The sequence below is a fragment of the Psychrobacter sp. UBA3068 genome, from assembly GCF_002366815.1.
Taxonomy (GTDB): Bacteria; Pseudomonadota; Gammaproteobacteria; order Pseudomonadales; family Moraxellaceae; genus Psychrobacter; species Psychrobacter namhaensis.
The window spans coordinates 64,622-81,087 of the sequence record NZ_DFBY01000045.1; the positions used below are offsets into that span (position 1 = coordinate 64,622).

Sequence of the window (16,466 nt, forward strand, 5' to 3'; positions counted from 1 at the left end):
CGACATAGTACTACTGGGATAAAGTTTTCACAGCGGCGGTATCCAATATCCAATCACGCAAAGACGAGTGTTGTACTCGAACGTGCAGGATAAACACGGCTACTGTATGATAAATAGTAACGTAATCTTGTCATGGTTTCGACAGCACAAGAGCACCTAGAGCGCAGTTATTTCATCATTACCTGATCCCGTTTTATAACTGAACGACGATATCGTAGTCAGAGCAGCCATGATAGGTATGAAATAAAACCATGTTATGATAGCAAGCCAAATAACTTTATAAACAAACAAAAGTTAATCTTACTAACTATAAGTTTATCAGATTGGCAATCATTACCCTTATTTTTCATCTTTTGCATTTCTAACGTGACTCTATATATCTAGATGTATTTAGGAATGCTTTTGTCTTTACTACTTTATAGTATATATATCATATCTAGCGCCTGTTTTACCTCATGACGGCTAGCGTTACTGTAGCTCAAACTTTATAAAAAGTACTGGTATCTCATTGATGACACTGCCGGCCCTTTTTATAAAAGCGATTGATAGATATAAAATATGACAAGATTACAAAAGGATTAACTTATGGATACCGCCCTATTATTATCCGGCGTGGTTGGGATTGGCATTGCCGCCCAATGGTTGGCTTGGTATTTAAAGCAACCGTCCATTTTATTTTTATTACTGATTGGTATTATCGTTGGGCCAGTGCTCGGTGTATTCGACCCTGATTTGGTACTGGGGGAGCTGATGTTCCCTTTCATCTCTTTGGGGGTGGCGATTATCTTATTTGAAGGCTCGCTAACCTTAGAGTTTGATGAGATTAAACAACACGGTACTGTGGTGCAAATGCTGGTATCAGTTGGCGTCCTGATCACCATTGCTATCGTCGCGTTATCGACTTATTTGTTATTCGATGTCGACCCACTGATCGCCTTATTGTTTGGTGCCCTAGTGTGCGTCACTGGTCCGACCGTGATCATGCCGCTACTGCGTAGTGTGCGCCCTAATAAGACGATCTCCAATATCCTAAAGTGGGAAGGAATTATTATTGACCCAATCGGCGCTATCGCTGTGGTATTGGTCTATGAGTATATTATCTCAGGTGGTGAAGCCAGCAGTATCTTACTGTTTGCCAAAATTGTGATACTGGCGACGGCTCTTGGTATGGCGGGTGCTTGGTTACTGGCGTTTTTGATGCGCCGTCATATGATTCCAGAATTTTTGCGTAATGTGTTTACCCTTGCCTTCGTCTTGGTGTTGTTTTCTATCTCCAACCATTTAGAGCACGAGTCTGGCCTATTGACCGTGACTGTGCTGGGTGTGGCCTTAGCGAACTGGCCAAAGTTCCCCCGCGAGACGATTTTAGAGTTTAACGAGTCATTAACCATCCTACTGATTTCTGTGCTCTTTATTATTTTGGCCGCCCGTGTGGAGCTGGCAAGTTTATTGAGCGTTGGTTTCGCAGGCTTGGTACTACTTGCTATCGTGATGTTTGTGGCACGCCCCTTATCGGTGTGGGCATCGGCTATTGGCTCAAACCTCAGGACCAATGAAAAACTGATGATCAGCTGGATTGGACCTCGCGGTATCGTCGCTGCTGCGATTTCATCATTGTTTGCCATTCGCTTGCAAGAGTATGATATCCAAGGGGTTGAGCTACTAGTGCCTTTGGTATTTATGGTGATCATTGGTACGGTGATGATTCAGGGCTTGGGTGCAAAAGTGATCGGCAATTTACTTGGGGTCCGTGAGCCTGAGACCAATGGTATCCTTATCGTTGGCTCAAACCCAATCGCCCTTTTGATCGCCACCTCTTTAAAAGATCAAGGGTTTGACGTCATCGTCGCCCACAATAACTATACCAATATTGCTCGTGCCCGCATGAGTGGTTTGCGTACTTATTTTGGTAACCCCATCTCTGATCATGCAGATCATCATCTTGACCTTATCGGTATTGGACGCCTGTTTGCCATGAGTATGGATAAAGAGATGAACACCTTATCTGAGATTCATTACCGTCATGAATTCGGTGAGCGTAAATTATACCGTCTCAAATTTAGTGATGAAAAAGTCAGAAGCGAGCGTGAGGACAAGCAGTCAAACTTCCACTCACAGTGGCTGTTTGGCAAAGACGTCACTTACACCAAGCTTGCCAGCATGCTGTCAAAAAAAGCCCGTATCAAAATTACCAACATCACCGATAGCTACAGCTTTGAGCAATACAAAGCCGACAACAAACAGTTTGTGCCGCTTTATACCATCGACAAAGAAGGTAAGCTGCATGTCTTTACCGATAAATTTGATGGTACCGTGCCACGTGATCGCAAGCTTATCTCGTTAGTGGTAGAGGATGAGGTGCAGCCAAAGCCAGTAGATGTAACGGCTAAGCAAGAACAAGCCCGTCTGACCGCAGACGCTAACTTTGAATCCAATTCAAAAGCACCTGAAAAACGCAAAGAAAAGGAGCTGAGCGATGATAGTAATAATGCTATCAAACCAGAGGCGCTAGTAGACAGCGAAAAAGACACGGCGCCACATGCGGTTAGTGACTCGTCAACTAAACCAAACGACAGCTCGGAGTCTAAATCCCCTAGCGCAGCAAAAGTGGCTAATGACAAAGCGACAGAGCCAAAAGAGGCCTTAACTGATACCGCGAATAAAGGGGTGATGTCAGCCAATGCGACGGCAACATCAAAGAACAAAACGGCCAATAACAGCAGTACCAATGGCAATGGCAGCGCCCCTAAAAACAAAAAAGGTTCGCTTGACCCAAATCGCCTACCCGACTCTAGCCAAGACCATGCTGTCAGCTCTGACGTCGATATCACGAAAAATGCTGAGCGTCAAAACACAGACAACAACGTAGACAAGTAATAACTGATAGACCGTTAGCGGCCGTCTAAACGGTAATAAAACGTAAAAGCCCCAACGCGATGTTGGGGCTTTTTCAATGCTTCAGTGATTTTTGAGAGTACATTTCAGTTAGGGAGCCGCTAACTTGTCCTGCACCGTTTGCCATACTCGCGCGCTAACGTCATCAGCAGTGCCTGATGCATCAACACGCTGTATCCGCGCAGGGTACTCAGTAGCAAGGGTACTAAACCCCTTATGTACCCAAGTAAAAAACTCCGTAGCCTGCTGCTCAAATCGATCGGCAGCACCGCGTTTGTTGGCGCGTGCCATCCCCTCTAATACGGGCAAGTCCAACCACAAGGTCAAATCTGGTAACTGCGGCACAAACTGGTTGATAAGTGTGTCAATCTTAGCACGCATCCCATCATCACCATGCGCGCGACCAAAACCTTGATAGGCAATGGTCGAGTCGGTAAACCGATCACATATCACCCATGTACCGCGTTGCAGCGCTGGCTGAACCACTTGCTGCATATGGTCGCAGCGCGCCGCAAATAGTAACAATAGCTCTGTATCGTCATTAATATCGGTCGTAGGGTCTAATAATATAGCACGCAACCGCTCCGCAAACGGGCTACCACCTGGCTCACGGGTCCGCTGGTATTCGATACCGCTGTCTTGTAAACGCGCGCACAGCTGCTCAATAGCCGTCGTTTTACCCACGCCTTCGGTACCCTCAAAACTGATAAAGCGCCCGTGATTGGGCGCAGTGTCATTGGTTGATGTAGGCAAGATTGTTTGAGACACACGCTCTTGTACAGATGCTGACATGATATGACCTTATGTCACTCATGAGCATTATATTTATAACACTCATTAAGTGATAAATTGCTTAATGAACAATACGCAAAAAGTAACTTACTGCGGCGGCGTTTGTGACTTTTTCTCACGCATGACGCTCAAATACTCTTTTACCGCTTGATTGTGCGCAGCCAAGCTACTGGTAAACTTGTGACCACCTGTACCAGTCGCCACAAAGTATAGCGCGTCACTATCTGCTGGATGCAAAGTCGCTTCGATAGAAGCGGCAGAGGGAAGCGCGATCGGCGTTGGCGGCAAACCATCGATTTGATACGTATTATATGACGTTTTTTCGTCAATGTCTTTACGGCGAATATTGCCATCATAGCGGCTACCCATCCCATAGATAATGGTTGGATCTGTTTGCATACGCATGCCTTTATCCAAGCGATTTTTAAACACCGCAGCGACCAATGGACGCTCTTCCACCACACTGGTTTCTTTTTCGATAATGGACGCCATAATCAGCGCTTCATAAGGCGTCTTATAAGGTAGGTCTGCTGCCCGGTTTTCCCACGCTTCGGTCAGTGTTTGCTGCTGACGTTTATACAAGTCTGTCAGCACCTGCTTATCACTGGTGCCTTCACCATAATAATAAGTATCAGGCGCAAACCAGCCCTCCAGATTGTGATTGACAATGGGATCGCTACTATTCACCACCGCAGCTGGCAATATACCGACCAAATCTAGCGCTTGGGCAATACTGGTGTTATCGCTATCAGCGGTTAGGACTTCTTTTTTGATCCCATTATTGTCCCGTAGTGTTTGATATAAATCTTGAGAGGTTTTCCCTTCGATAATCTGCACTTTTACCATCGCTGCTTTTGCGCCCTGCTCTAACACTTGCAGCGCCTCAGCCATGGTGGGGTTTTCTGGTAACTGGTAAATACCTGCATGGAGTGGGGCATCAACTTGTGACTTGATATACAGCTTGGCAACGCTAGCAGAAAACAGCGGAATCTGCTGTTGCCACTGCGGTAGCAAACCATAATAGGTCTGGCCCTTCTCAATGGTGACCATCTGCGCTGGCTGCTCAATACGCCCAAACAATGTTTGATAGACCATCACCAACAAAAACGCGGCAATAAGCCCAAGTACGAGCAACACCTGATAACCACGCTGCATAAAGAACGAGGGGTTGTCCACTTTATACTCACGCGGCTTACCCTCTCCGCTGATGAGCGAGACATCTGTCGCAGGCGCTTCTTTGACTGGCTGTGGGTCCGGTTGCGCGGTGTCGACACGTTCTCCCACAGTGCTATCTTGTTTATTGGGTGGTGACTCATTAGGGCGTTCAGGTGTAGGCTTACTCATGGCAACTCGCGAGGCAGATGTTTGCTAGAATTTAGCACTGAACTGTGCCATTTTCAATGGTATTTGCTTAGCTTATGAACTAACTTGTCGTTGGTGCTTATTTATCTGCCTTAAAACTCATCGCTTTTGTGGGTATTGCTAGCGTGTCTATTTGTCGATAACAAACTTAGTTTTTCGAATAATATTAAATAGGGGCAAAATCCACAATATCACCTGACAATAACCTCAAGCTGCTCATTGGCATGATACCGCGCAGCGCATTGCAAAAGAAAAACTGAGTTACTCTGGGTAAATCCTCATCTTGTAACGACCTTATCACGACGGGCCGTTCAGTATCAGATAAAGCATCAATAATCACCTGCCGCATGACGCCTGCGACACCTGATTGTGCCATAGAAGGCGTATACCACTGACCAGTGGTTAAATAATTAGGAGCGTCTATATCGATGTTAATACTGGGTGTTGGCTCTGACAGTTGATAGAACACATTACTCATCGTGCCCTCAACCCAGTTACCGCTCATATCACGTAGCAGTCCTTCATCAAGACGCGTGACGATGCCAGCCGCTAATGGCTCAGCCTGCATGCGCTGTAACTCACCACTCGCCAGCACATTATCGAGCCGATTGAGACTTTTGAGTCCTGCCAGTGATGATGGCAGGCAGGCAATTTTTGAAGACAGACAAACAGCAGTGCTAGTAGGCTGTACAGGGATGAAGCGTCCATCAGACAGAGGTAGTTGCTTACCAGTATTAAGAGTCATTGCGAAGGTTTTTAGCCACGCCTCACAAGCGCTCCCAGAGGTGCTGGGCGTATAGCCATAACCTTGAACGTCTTGCACGGCACGAGTCACCACAAGCTTGAGCATGCCCTGCGCCAATTGCTGAGCATGGCCTTGTAAGGTGGTCAGTAGTGAGTGGCTGTCTAGTTTGAGTTGCAAGGCTTTAGCATGGGAAATAAGGCGCTGATGATGATAGTCTGACCACAGTATTCGCCCATCAATGACGCCCATGGTCGTAAAAAAACCATCACCATATGCCAAACCACGATTGTCCGGTGATATGGTGGCCACCGAGGCCTCTGTCATATCGTCTGACGCAGGTAAACGTAGCCAATTATTAGACGGCATGACAGCTACCACACATTAGTTATTGTCTGTTTGGGCGGCAGATTTATTGATGACCAACATACAGCTATAAAACTCGCATTTTGCCAGCTCTATTTTTTGTCCACCGACCATTTTATTTTTGACGATTTGACCGTTGAGCATGTCAGCAATCAATGTACCACCCTCCTCGCCCATCAGCTGCCGCGCGAGTTTATAAGCTTTTTTGGCATGATTTTGACTCAGCTCTTTTTCTTTATCAGAGTCGGTAGGATTGGCATAATACCAGCCAAGTTCAAGATATTTCTCAGAGTCGATAATGTCTAAATAAGGCGCATCCGTGTTCATAAAACGGTATTTGGTTGCTGGGTTGCTGGCATAGTCTAAGCTGTTTTCATCGGTGCTGATCACTTTACCAAAAGTCGATCTGATACTGTCTAAATCGTCCACATTAACTGACTCTACGTTATCAGTATGCCATGCCGAGACATCGTATCTGACTGGTGTGCCTTGCTGAGCCGTCGCACCATCTAAGTCAGCCTTGGTCGGCGTGCTAGCCGGTACGGCCGTATTAGCAGCATCTGTCTGTTCACTGGTTTGCGCGTTAGCGTCTTGATTTTGGGCATCACCTTGGCTACTATCACAGCCACTGATAGACACACCAACGGCCATTATCGTACCGACCAGAAGCGTCTGTAGGGTATTATTCCACATGGACAATTTACTCACATTTTCAGATTGGTCTCAAAATATTATTAACGAGCTGACAGATAGATGCCGCGGTTAATAAAGACTGTTTTTATTAATAAGCTTGCTTATCACTGAGCACGTTATCCCTCAGTTTTTATCATTTAGCCATCGTTAGTGGCCTATTGATACAAAAATGACATACCAATTTCATGCTCCCTAGGGCGTGTCCACATTTTAAAAATGGTGATAAAAATAAGATAAATTGCCGTCAAACAAGAAAAATAGGGCAGATAATATCGAGATATTAACCAACTATTTGCCGCTATTTGGCAAAATTTAGCTATTTTTAGTCCATTTAGAGGATAATCGATTGAACTGAGGACACGCCCTAGTGTACCCAACTGCTTAACACTTGACTACCCTTTACGTTACGCGTACCACTCCCAGAGAGGACAAATTTGTTAAAGTTCTAACGTGAAAAACGCTCGCCTGCGTTAACTATTTATTCATTAAGCTGCGTTTGTTAAATGTGGCAGTATCCCTTATGATGAATGCGCTTTGACCCCTCTTTTAAGCATGATTTTTTGCCTTTTACCGCCAATGGACCATTTATGACTCAGCATTTTATCGTTATTGGCAATCCGATTGCCCACAGTAAATCTCCTGAAATCCATACGCGATTCGCCGAGCAAACGGGCATTGATATTAGCTATCAACGTCAGTATTGCCCCGTTGATGCTGCCAGCTTTACCGCGGTGATTGAGGCGTTTTTTCATGGTAGCGGCATCGGAGCCAACGTTACCGTACCCTTCAAGCAAGTGGCTTATGACTGCTGCCTAGCGCGCGGCGGTTTATCAGAGCATGCCAAGGTTGCCGGTGCGGTCAATACGCTATTGTTAAATAAAACGTGGCGGGAGAACGGCACACCGATAGCAGAGGCCATCTATGGTGATAACACCGACGGTCAAGGGTTGGTCAATCACATCATGAGTTTGCGCTGGCCGCTCGCGGGCGCACGCGTTGCACTCATTGGCGCAGGCGGAGCAGCCCGTGGTGTGGTACTGCCACTGATAGAAGCGGGGATTGCATCACTTACCATCGCTAATCGCACCCTAAGCAAGGCGACGGATTTGGTCCATGAGCTGAGTGCCGCCAGTCCTACTATTGATAAGCAACCGATTGACACTTGTCGCACGGCTGAATTAAATGGACAGTTTGATATCATCATCAATGCCACGTCTATTGGCTTATCAGGTGATACGCTACCCCTTAGCGAAGCACTCGACTGTCACTATGCTTACGATATGATGTATGGTCGCCCGCTGCCGTTTTTACAGCGTTTTAGCGCCCGTGGCGCGCAGGTATCCGACGGCTATGGCATGCTTATCGGACAAGCCGCATTAAGTTTTGAGCGCTGGACAGGTCAGCACATTGATGTGGCGAAAGTCACTCATACTTTGCTCAATCATTAATGAAAAGCGTGCATGAAAAAGGCGTATAACTCTGGTTTATACGCCTTTCACTATTCATTACTATTTACTCACAACACTTTATGTAAAGGGCGTCATTTACCCAAAACGAGCCAGCAGCCAGTTTTCCATACGCCGTAGCGGCACTCGTAAATTGGTTGAATGCATCACTACGCCACCACCCAGACCGACTAAGCAACCAATCAACGTATCAAACAAGCGCGCAAGAATCACTGTCTGATAGGCTTGCTCAGAAAGTGGTAAACCACTGCCATATTCAGCGATAAATATCGTCAACGGCGTGATAAATATCACTGCCAGTCCATAATGTCGATCGACCAAGGACTCAATACAGAGCATCATCGTCAGGATTGACACTGCCACTCCCCATATCGATAGCCCCCAAGATAACATCCAGCCCGCCAGACTCACGCCCACGATCGTTCCTAACAAGCGATGAATTTGCTTAATCCACATGGTACGCAAATGAATACCTTGAATAATAAGAAAGCAGCTGACCGCCGCCCAATAGGGATTGGTCAGATTGAGGCCTAATGCTATGAGCAGGGCTAAACTGACAAAACCCGCCACGATAACACTCTCAGTGATCGTGTCCGGCTCGTAGCTATAAGTGGGCGTAGGAGTCGATGGGCGCGTCGCTAATAGAAACAAGGAATACGCGAGCGCCATGACGAGCGCGAAACCACTACCCAGCATCACCAAACCTATGGCTGGCATAATGGTCTCTAAAGGCAGTGGTATAAATAACGCAATAGCGCCAGCCATCATCACAAACAATCCTGCTGGCGGCGGCTGTCGATAATAACGCCCAAAAATGACGATACCAAAAGCCATCAAGGTAAATATTGGCAATTTTAATAAAGGAACTTGCTGGGCAATCAAACCCAGCGCAAAGCACAGCGACATAGCAAACCCCCACGCCATCACCGTAACCAATCGGTAGGACAGCTTACCCGCTAATGGGGTATTTAAAATCACCATCGCACCCAAAGACGCCTTAATGCCTGATGGCAAAGCGCCAAAATAAGCCCCCACAAACACAGGAAAGCTGATGGCGATCGTCGCGATAATCGGCATATGCCAAGGTCTTTTGCTACGATTCACTGTCAACAGATGGGTCAGCTCACCATCCAGTAAAATTTTTATGCGAGCCAATAACTTTGTCAGCCAAGATGCTCGCTTTGTCTTGCGCGTTGATGCGCTCATGGTTGGCCCTCCTTATTACTATAAATGCGCTTAAACGGGATTTTTTATACATGAATATTGATGATAAACCCGCGCTTAATCAGCAGCACTAGAGAAAATTTAACTTACATTGCAACACTTAAAGTTTTAATTATATATATAAATCATGAATATTAGTTATTAGTTATATATTTGTCGCTATAGAAGACTTATACTGACCTTAACGCCTGAACAGCTGTTTTTTATCAAGGACGCCTTAACGGCCATCAAAATGGACACGCTGTTTTTCATATAGCTGAGTGACGACCAGTACTATTGACCACCTTTACCCCAACTCATTAAATAACCGTTTATGTAAACCGTGGCTCCATTGTGACGAGCCAACAGGCTACGATAGCGAATAACTAAAGAGAGCGACTATGTTAACTTACAAAGCCCCTTTGCGTGATATCAAGTTTTTGATTAATGATGTTTTTGACTTCCAAACTCATTATAAAGATTTGGACAACGGCGAAAACGCCGATCCTGAAACGATCGATATGATTTTGCAAGGCATGGCAGATTTTGCCGAAAACGTCCTTGCCCCTATCTATCAATCAGCTGATGAAGAAGGCTGTCATTTTGACAATGGTGAAGTGACTACGCCAAAAGGTTTTAAAGAAGCTTATAACCAGTTTGTCGAAGGCGGCTGGCAAGGCATCTCCTACCCTGAGGAATACGGTGGTATGAACTTGCCAACCTCAATCAACCTCATCAAAGCTGAGATGATTGGTACGGCTAACTGGCCGTGGGCGATGTACACGGGTTTATCAACCGGTTGTATCAACACCCTACTCCAGTACGGTACGGACGAGCAAAAAGAGCTTTACTTACCTAAATTGGTCGAAGGTTCTTGGGCCGGCACCATGTGCTTGACTGAACCGCAGTGTGGTACCGACTTAGGACAGGTCAAATCAAAAGCCATCCCGCAAGATGATGGCACGTATAAAATTAGCGGTACCAAAATTTTCATCTCAAGCGGTGAGCATGACCTAACAGACAATATCATTCATATCGTCTTAGCCCGCCTGCCAAATGCACCAGAAGGCACACGCGGTATCTCGCTATTCATCGTACCAAAATTCACCCCAAATGCTGACGGTGAGTCTGGCGAGCGTAACGCGGTAGTCTGTGGTTCAATCGAACACAAAATGGGTATCAGCTCATCTTCTACCTGTGTGTTGAACTTTGATGGTGCGACAGGTTACTTGATTGGTGAGCCGCATAAAGGGCTAAAAGCCATGTTCACTTTTATGAACACGGCCCGTATCGGAACGGGTATCCAAGGATTGGCGCACACTGAGCTGTCTTTCCAAAACGCGCTACCATATGCAAAAGAGCGCCGCTCGATGCGTGCTTTATCAGGCACTAAAGACCCTGAAAAAGTGGCTGATGCCATCATTCATCATGCGGACGTACGCCGTATGCTATTGACGCAAAAAGCCTTTGCTGAAGGTGGCCGCTCAATGATTTATCATTCAGCGCGCTATGCAGATAAAATGGCACAAGGCATCGCAAACGGCAATGATGAAGAGTTCGAAAAATGGGATGATAAACTGGGATTCTACACCCCTATTTTAAAAGGTTTCTTAACCGAACTGGGCATCGAAGCTGCCAAACATGGTCAGCAAATCTATGGTGGCCATGGCTATATCAAAGAATGGGGTATGGAGCTCATCGCTCGTGATGCTCGTATTGCCACTCTATACGAAGGTACGACTGGCGTACAAGCGCTTGATTTATTAGGTCGTAAAGTGATCTTGCAGTCTAAAGGTAAAATCATCCGCGATTACACCTCAAGCATCATGAAGTGGTGTGGCGAGTATGCCCTTGATAAAGACATGCGTAAATTCGTTTGGGCCCTAACCAAGCTGTGTGCTGAGTGGAACACCCTAACCGTACGTTTGATGCTCATGGCACGTAAAGACCGTGAAATCATCTCTGCTGCCTCAGACGATTTCTTGATGTACTCAGGCTATGTGATGATGGGGTATCATTGGGCACGTATGGCCGCTGTCGCTTATGAAAAGCTAAAAAATGGCGGAACAGAAGCACCAGAATTCTACCAAGCGAAAATCCAAACGGCCGAATTCTACTTTGATAAGCTGTTACCACGGACTTCCGGTCATGCCGAAGCCATGGTAGCACCAAGCGAAAGCATGACATCAATGGAAATTGACCACTTCTCTTTCCTCGATTAGCATTTGGACTAAGTGTGAATCACACCTAGTCGATCATTGTTAAAAGATTAGCTGTCATAAAAAGTGCCTATCATTTAGGCACTTTTTTATGCTTAACTAAATATCAAGCGATTCAAATTAAGAGTCCTAATAGGTAGTAGGCAATGAATAACGAATAGAAAATCACAGGAGTCAATCATGTTACCCATAAAACATCAGACCGCTTCGCTAGCCAAGCACTGTGGACGAGCCCTACTGCTTAGTACCGCGCTTGTCAGTATGGCTAACAATAGCGCGACTGCGAAAAGTAGCGACACCACTATTCACTTTGCCAAAGGCGCGGTGAGTAGCACGACTACTGGGAAGCTAGCTTCTAGTGAAAAAGAGCACTGGTACCGTTTTCAGGCCGAAGATGGGCAATACGCCGTGGTCAACATTGCCCCACTGGCAGGCACGCCTGAGACCGCGAATGTTGGTGTGCTATATATGCCAAATGGCACTTATGATGGCAGCAAAGGCGGTATTGTTTATCAAGACTGTTTACCGGGTACGGGGGAGTACCGATTACGTGTCGCGCGCAATTTGATGGCAACCCATAGTAAAACCGCAGGCTACAAAGTAGAAGTGGTAATATTACCAAAGTATGCCAGTAAGCCACTGTGCGAGCACTCATAGTTTGTCATGACTAGAGAGGTTAAAGAGACCAGTGTCTTTATATAATACCTTTAGACAATGCCTTTAACGACCAAGCATTTTTTTATGATAAACCGCACTGATCTCTTCAACCTCTACACATATCTGTAACGCCGCTCGCCCTGACTGCTCTGCGTTTAGTATTTCCTCTATGGTTGACATCAATAGTTCAGCCAACTGATTACGCGTCTCCAAAGTACGTCCTGTCATGATTTTTAAATGCGCATAGATAAAGCCGTTAGTTTGTTCGTCATCTTCTGTACCCACTAAAAACGTCTCAACGGGTACGATGCGTGCTTTGATATCGGTCTGCTGACCAAAATGGCCACTGTCCCACAGCACCTTGTTCAAAGATTTGAGGAAGGCTTCTTCGTGTGAAATACTGACATTAGGCGTCACTTGAATGGTTAAATGTGGCATAAGTATGTCCTTGTAACATATGATTGAGGGAACGATCAGGCGGTTTAGTCATCAGTAATCGCATCGAAGCAAGCCGCCAATGTTTCTGCTAATTGGGCAGGTGGCAGCTCAATCTCCAGACCACGGCGACCGCCACTCACATAAATCGTTGGCTGAGCTTGTGCTGAATGATCTATCACAGTTTTTAAGCGCTTTTTTTGTCCTAACGGGCTGACACCGCCCAGCACATAGCCAGTACTACGTGCTACTTGCTTGGGATCTGCCATTTGAACTTTTTTGCAGGGTAGCAATTTATTAGCAGATAAGCCTTTGGCCATTTTCTTAAAGTTGAGCGTTTTATCGACTGGTAATATTGCCACAGCGAGCGCGCCTGTGTCTGTCGATACGACCAAGGTCTTAAAAACTTGGGTCACGTCCACCCCTAGCTTTTCAGCGGCTTCTAGCCCAAAAGAGGGGGCACTACTGTCATGAGTGTATTCGTGCACTTGATAATCAAGTCCACGTTGTTTGGCAAGATCGATGGCTGGCGTCATAATATTTTAGCTTCATTCAGTGACGTTAATGAGTAAGTAGACCTACAGTTTAGCGTATTTTGTGCCAATATATTATTATGCTTAGCCCCTGAATACTCAAATAATTGCGTGCGCCTCATAGAGCTCGATGTCGTGTGTGATCACGAGACCCTATGAATATTAGCAGTATATACAGACACTATATATCGCTTTGATGGCTTTTATGGCATCATAAGCGCAACATATTTGACTATTTTTGATACTGATTATGATACCGAAGTTTCTAAAAAAACGGATTTTTAAAGCGCCAGTCGTCACTGATAACGCTTCTCCAACTGACGTCAATCCAAGCGTACCCACGCCTTATGCTAACGCCCCGATCAATCAGCTGTATCGTAAGCTGTCAGGTCAGCTGCTTGACGTTGCTGTCAAACCTAAGCTTTTAGGGGAGTTGCCTGAATTCGATGCTGACGATCAGACACTAAGATTTTATGTGTTGCAAGATTACTCACGCTCTAACAGTATTTTGATTGATTTGCAGACGCAAGAGCACAACTTACCACCAGCATTGGTTGGCGTAAATGATGCTGCCCACAATATCAAAGAAAATGCGGCCATCATATTTTTAAATCACCCAAGTGCCAAAGACAGTCAATTATCACCGCGCCTTGGCCGTTTGGTGTCAGCGGTCTTGCAATACCCAGAGCTAAAGGTCCGGTTGGTGCCAGTGTCTATTTTATGGGGACGCGCACCAGAGAAAGAGGATTCTTTATTCAAACTGCTGACCGCTGATAATTGGGAAGACCCAAGTATCACTAAGCAACTGTTTAATATTGGGGTGATGGGGCGTGATACCTTTGTCCAATTCCACCCACCACAAGATTTGCGCACCCTTATTACGGACCATCTTCAAGAAAACCCAGAGAATGCGGCTGTTTTTGAATCAGGGGCCATTGATTCAGCAAACACCGACTCAAAAAACACGAAAAATGACACTAAAAATAAAGCCGACATCGTGCCAAATTATGCATTGGTAGCAGCAGCTGATGGCAATCGTGAGCTGGTACGCATGTTACAGCAGCATCTCACGACTTATTTAGACAAGCAGCGTGCCAGTATGCTCGGCCCTGATTTGTCAGATCGCCGCAACTTGGTAGACAAATTGGTGTACTCGCCAGCGATCAAACACGCGATAGAGACTGAAGCCGCAGAAACGGGCACCAGTGTACGTGAGGCTCGTGTCTTGGCGAAAGGTTATGCCAATGAGATGGTCAATGATTACTCACACTCTATCATTCGCGGTTTTTATAAGTTTTTAACGTGGTTATGGACACAATTATACGATGGCGTAGAAGTTCATCATTTCGAGCGTGTGCGCGATCTTGCCACAGACTATGAGCTGGTTTATGTCCCGTGTCATCGTAGCCACGTTGACTATTTATTATTGTCTTACGTCATCTACAAGCGAGGGCTAAGCATTCCTTATGTCGCAGCCGGTGACAACTTAGATGTGCCAGTATTAGGTCCACTATTACGCGGTGCAGTGGCCTTTTATATTCGCCGCAGCTTCCGTGGTAATGCGCTTTATACAGCGGTGTTACGCGAGTACATGCACACCCTCATCACTCGCAACACGCCCATTGAGTACTTTATTGAAGGCGGTCGCTCGCGTTCAGGCCGCCTGCTGCCACCGAAGATGGGGATGCTGGCGATGACCGTCCACAGTCAATTGCGCCAGTCCAATAAGCCTGTGGTCTTCATCCCGACGTACATTGGTTATGAGCGCATTATGGAAGGCGGTACTTATATTGGTGAGCTAAAAGGTAAGCCAAAAGAGTCAGAGTCTTTGATGGGACTGCTCAAAGTTGGTCGTAAAATTGAGCGTATCTTTGGTAATGTACACTTGAGCTTTGGCACGCCACTGTACCTCAGCGACTTTATGCAAAAGTTCGATGTACCAGCCAATAGCCTACCTGCCGATCGTACCGACACCCCACTGGACGATAAAGCCAGTGCGATGGTCGATAATATTGGCGTAAAAGTCATGCAGCACATCAATAAAGCCGCGGTGGTCACGCCAGTGTCATTATTGTCATTAGTACTGCTGTCCGCACCCAAAGCCGCGTTAGATGAAAATAGTTGCCGCGAGCAAATCGCACTTTATCAAGGTCTTGCTCAGCAGCTGGCCTATTCAGATGACACTGTCATCACTGATATGACTCCGCAGCAAATCATTGATTATGGCATTAAATTAAAGCTCATCGAACGTACGCCGCACATCTTAGGCGACATCATTCAGGTTGCGGGCAAACAGGCGGCACTCCTTAGCTACTTCCGTAATAATATTCTGCATGTCTTCATCTTACTGTCTTTCTTAGCAGCTTTAGTTGCGCGTAATGGCCGCATAGAGCGCAGCCGTCTAAATAGTATTACTGAGCAATTGTATCCCTTCTTACAAAGCGAGCTATTCTTATATTATCCAGCGCATGGCTTAGCCGAAACCCTCAACAAAAAAGTCGATAGTCTGCTCTCTCATGGACTGATTGTAGAATTGGGTGATGGCGTACTCAGCGCTCCTGAGTCAAACAGTAAGTACTATCAGCAGCTGCAAGTACTGGCGACCCCAGTGGGACAGAGTCTTGAGCGTTACTTTATGACCCTTGCCCTACTCGCCCAGCAAGGCTCAGGAAATTTGACCGAAAACGAAGTCGTTGACTTGTGTCATCTGCTTGGTCAGCGCTTGTCTGTGCTCTATGCGGACGATATTCCTGACTTCTTCGACCGTGCTTTATTTACCAGCTTCATCAGTGCCTTGACTCGTCTCAATTACTTACAAAAAGATGATGAGACTGGCGTGTTAACCTTTGATCACCGTATTAACGACATTGCCCATCATGCCAAGTATGTCCTCACGCCTGATATGATGCAAATTTTGCAGCAAGTGGCAAGCTTAGATGAGACTGAAATCACTCATGCTATCACTGAGATTAAGAATAAAAAACAGCGCAAATTTGGACGTAAGCGTTAATTGATAAAGAGCGAGTCCGTGGTATTAAGCATAAAAAAAGACCTCTAATCGTTAGAGGTCTTTTTTATTGTGTCAGATTAAAGCTTTCATTTC

Annotated in this window: 12 protein-coding genes; 5 read left to right on the plus strand and 7 right to left on the minus strand. The window is 45.9% G+C overall.

The genetic code is table 11. The features are described from left to right. Positions 1 to 585 precede the first annotated feature (585 nt). A complete protein-coding gene (locus B2P60_RS10620) occupies positions 586 to 2,877 on the plus strand; it encodes a cation:proton antiporter (RefSeq protein WP_286741262.1) in 2,292 nt (763 codons plus the stop codon). Between the two features lie 108 nt (positions 2,878 to 2,985). Here the strand turns inward: B2P60_RS10620 and tmk are convergent, their stop codons facing one another. From tmk to B2P60_RS10640, 4 genes are all read right to left on the minus strand, one after another. Next, positions 2,986 to 3,687, minus strand: a complete 702-nt coding sequence (tmk, locus tag B2P60_RS10625) for a dTMP kinase (protein WP_286741264.1) — start codon at positions 3,685 to 3,687, stop codon at positions 2,986 to 2,988. A gap of 87 nt (positions 3,688 to 3,774) precedes the next feature. Continuing rightward, entirely contained in the window at positions 3,775 to 5,031 is a 1,257-nt protein-coding gene (gene mltG, locus B2P60_RS10630; RefSeq protein WP_286741266.1) for an endolytic transglycosylase MltG, read from the minus strand. Between the two features lie 184 nt (positions 5,032 to 5,215). Further along, positions 5,216 to 6,160, minus strand: coding sequence for an aminotransferase class IV (locus tag B2P60_RS10635; RefSeq protein ID WP_286741267.1), 945 nt, complete (start codon positions 6,158 to 6,160; stop codon positions 5,216 to 5,218). A gap of 15 nt (positions 6,161 to 6,175) precedes the next feature. Next, entirely contained in the window at positions 6,176 to 6,850 is a 675-nt protein-coding gene (locus B2P60_RS10640) for a hypothetical protein (protein ID WP_286741268.1), read from the minus strand. A gap of 587 nt (positions 6,851 to 7,437) precedes the next feature. On the opposite strand from B2P60_RS10640, the gene aroE reads away from it, so the two are divergent. Further along, positions 7,438 to 8,298 (plus strand): shikimate dehydrogenase, encoded by an 861-nt coding sequence (gene aroE / locus B2P60_RS10645; protein ID WP_286741269.1) that lies wholly within the window; start codon positions 7,438 to 7,440, stop codon positions 8,296 to 8,298. A gap of 96 nt (positions 8,299 to 8,394) precedes the next feature. Here the strand turns inward: aroE and B2P60_RS10650 are convergent, their stop codons facing one another. Further along, the gene (locus B2P60_RS10650) at positions 8,395 to 9,522 is read right to left on the minus strand and encodes an FUSC family protein (RefSeq protein WP_286741270.1); all 1,128 of its coding nucleotides are present in this window, start codon (positions 9,520 to 9,522) and stop codon (positions 8,395 to 8,397) included. Between the two features lie 398 nt (positions 9,523 to 9,920). Here B2P60_RS10650 and B2P60_RS10655 point away from each other — a divergent pair, with 398 nt between their 5' ends. Beyond that, positions 9,921 to 11,741 (plus strand): acyl-CoA dehydrogenase C-terminal domain-containing protein, encoded by a 1,821-nt coding sequence (locus B2P60_RS10655; protein ID WP_193005872.1) that lies wholly within the window; start codon positions 9,921 to 9,923, stop codon positions 11,739 to 11,741. A gap of 177 nt (positions 11,742 to 11,918) precedes the next feature. Then, positions 11,919 to 12,395 carry a hypothetical protein gene (locus tag B2P60_RS10660; protein ID WP_286741271.1) on the plus strand — a complete coding sequence of 159 codons (477 nt, stop codon included), beginning with the start codon at positions 11,919 to 11,921 and terminating at the stop codon, positions 12,393 to 12,395. Positions 12,396 to 12,458: 63 nt separating this feature from the next. On the opposite strand, the gene B2P60_RS10665 is transcribed toward B2P60_RS10660, so the two are convergent. Both B2P60_RS10665 and ybaK read right to left on the minus strand, forming a co-directional pair. After that, the gene (locus B2P60_RS10665; RefSeq protein ID WP_286741272.1) at positions 12,459 to 12,833 is read right to left on the minus strand and encodes a 5-carboxymethyl-2-hydroxymuconate Delta-isomerase; all 375 of its coding nucleotides are present in this window, start codon (positions 12,831 to 12,833) and stop codon (positions 12,459 to 12,461) included. A gap of 44 nt (positions 12,834 to 12,877) precedes the next feature. After that, positions 12,878 to 13,366, minus strand: a complete 489-nt coding sequence (ybaK, locus tag B2P60_RS10670; RefSeq protein ID WP_286741280.1) for a Cys-tRNA(Pro) deacylase — start codon at positions 13,364 to 13,366, stop codon at positions 12,878 to 12,880. 247 nt (positions 13,367 to 13,613) lie between these two features. Between ybaK and plsB the strand changes: the two genes are divergently transcribed. After that, positions 13,614 to 16,373 (plus strand): glycerol-3-phosphate 1-O-acyltransferase PlsB, encoded by a 2,760-nt coding sequence (gene plsB, locus B2P60_RS10675; RefSeq protein ID WP_286741282.1) that lies wholly within the window; start codon positions 13,614 to 13,616, stop codon positions 16,371 to 16,373. Positions 16,374 to 16,466 lie beyond the last annotated feature (93 nt).

Excerpts from the sequence above, each read along its gene's own strand:
- B2P60_RS10620 (WP_286741262.1), top strand. The coding sequence starts at position 586 with ATGGATACCGCCCTATTATTATCCGGCGTGGTTGGGATTGGCATTGCC.
- tmk (WP_286741264.1), bottom strand. The coding sequence starts at position 3,687 with ATGTCAGCATCTGTACAAGAGCGTGTGTCTCAAACAATCTTGCCTACA.
- mltG (WP_286741266.1), bottom strand. The coding sequence starts at position 5,031 with ATGAGTAAGCCTACACCTGAACGCCCTAATGAGTCACCACCCAATAAA.
- B2P60_RS10635 (WP_286741267.1), bottom strand. The coding sequence starts at position 6,160 with ATGCCGTCTAATAATTGGCTACGTTTACCTGCGTCAGACGATATGACA.
- B2P60_RS10640 (WP_286741268.1), bottom strand. The coding sequence starts at position 6,850 with ATGTGGAATAATACCCTACAGACGCTTCTGGTCGGTACGATAATGGCC.
- aroE (WP_286741269.1), top strand. The coding sequence starts at position 7,438 with ATGACTCAGCATTTTATCGTTATTGGCAATCCGATTGCCCACAGTAAA.
- B2P60_RS10650 (WP_286741270.1), bottom strand. The coding sequence starts at position 9,522 with ATGAGCGCATCAACGCGCAAGACAAAGCGAGCATCTTGGCTGACAAAG.
- B2P60_RS10655 (WP_193005872.1), top strand. The coding sequence starts at position 9,921 with ATGTTAACTTACAAAGCCCCTTTGCGTGATATCAAGTTTTTGATTAAT.
- B2P60_RS10660 (WP_286741271.1), top strand. The coding sequence starts at position 11,919 with ATGTTACCCATAAAACATCAGACCGCTTCGCTAGCCAAGCACTGTGGA.
- B2P60_RS10665 (WP_286741272.1), bottom strand. The coding sequence starts at position 12,833 with ATGCCACATTTAACCATTCAAGTGACGCCTAATGTCAGTATTTCACAC.
- ybaK (WP_286741280.1), bottom strand. The coding sequence starts at position 13,366 with ATGACGCCAGCCATCGATCTTGCCAAACAACGTGGACTTGATTATCAA.
- plsB (WP_286741282.1), top strand. The coding sequence starts at position 13,614 with ATGATACCGAAGTTTCTAAAAAAACGGATTTTTAAAGCGCCAGTCGTC.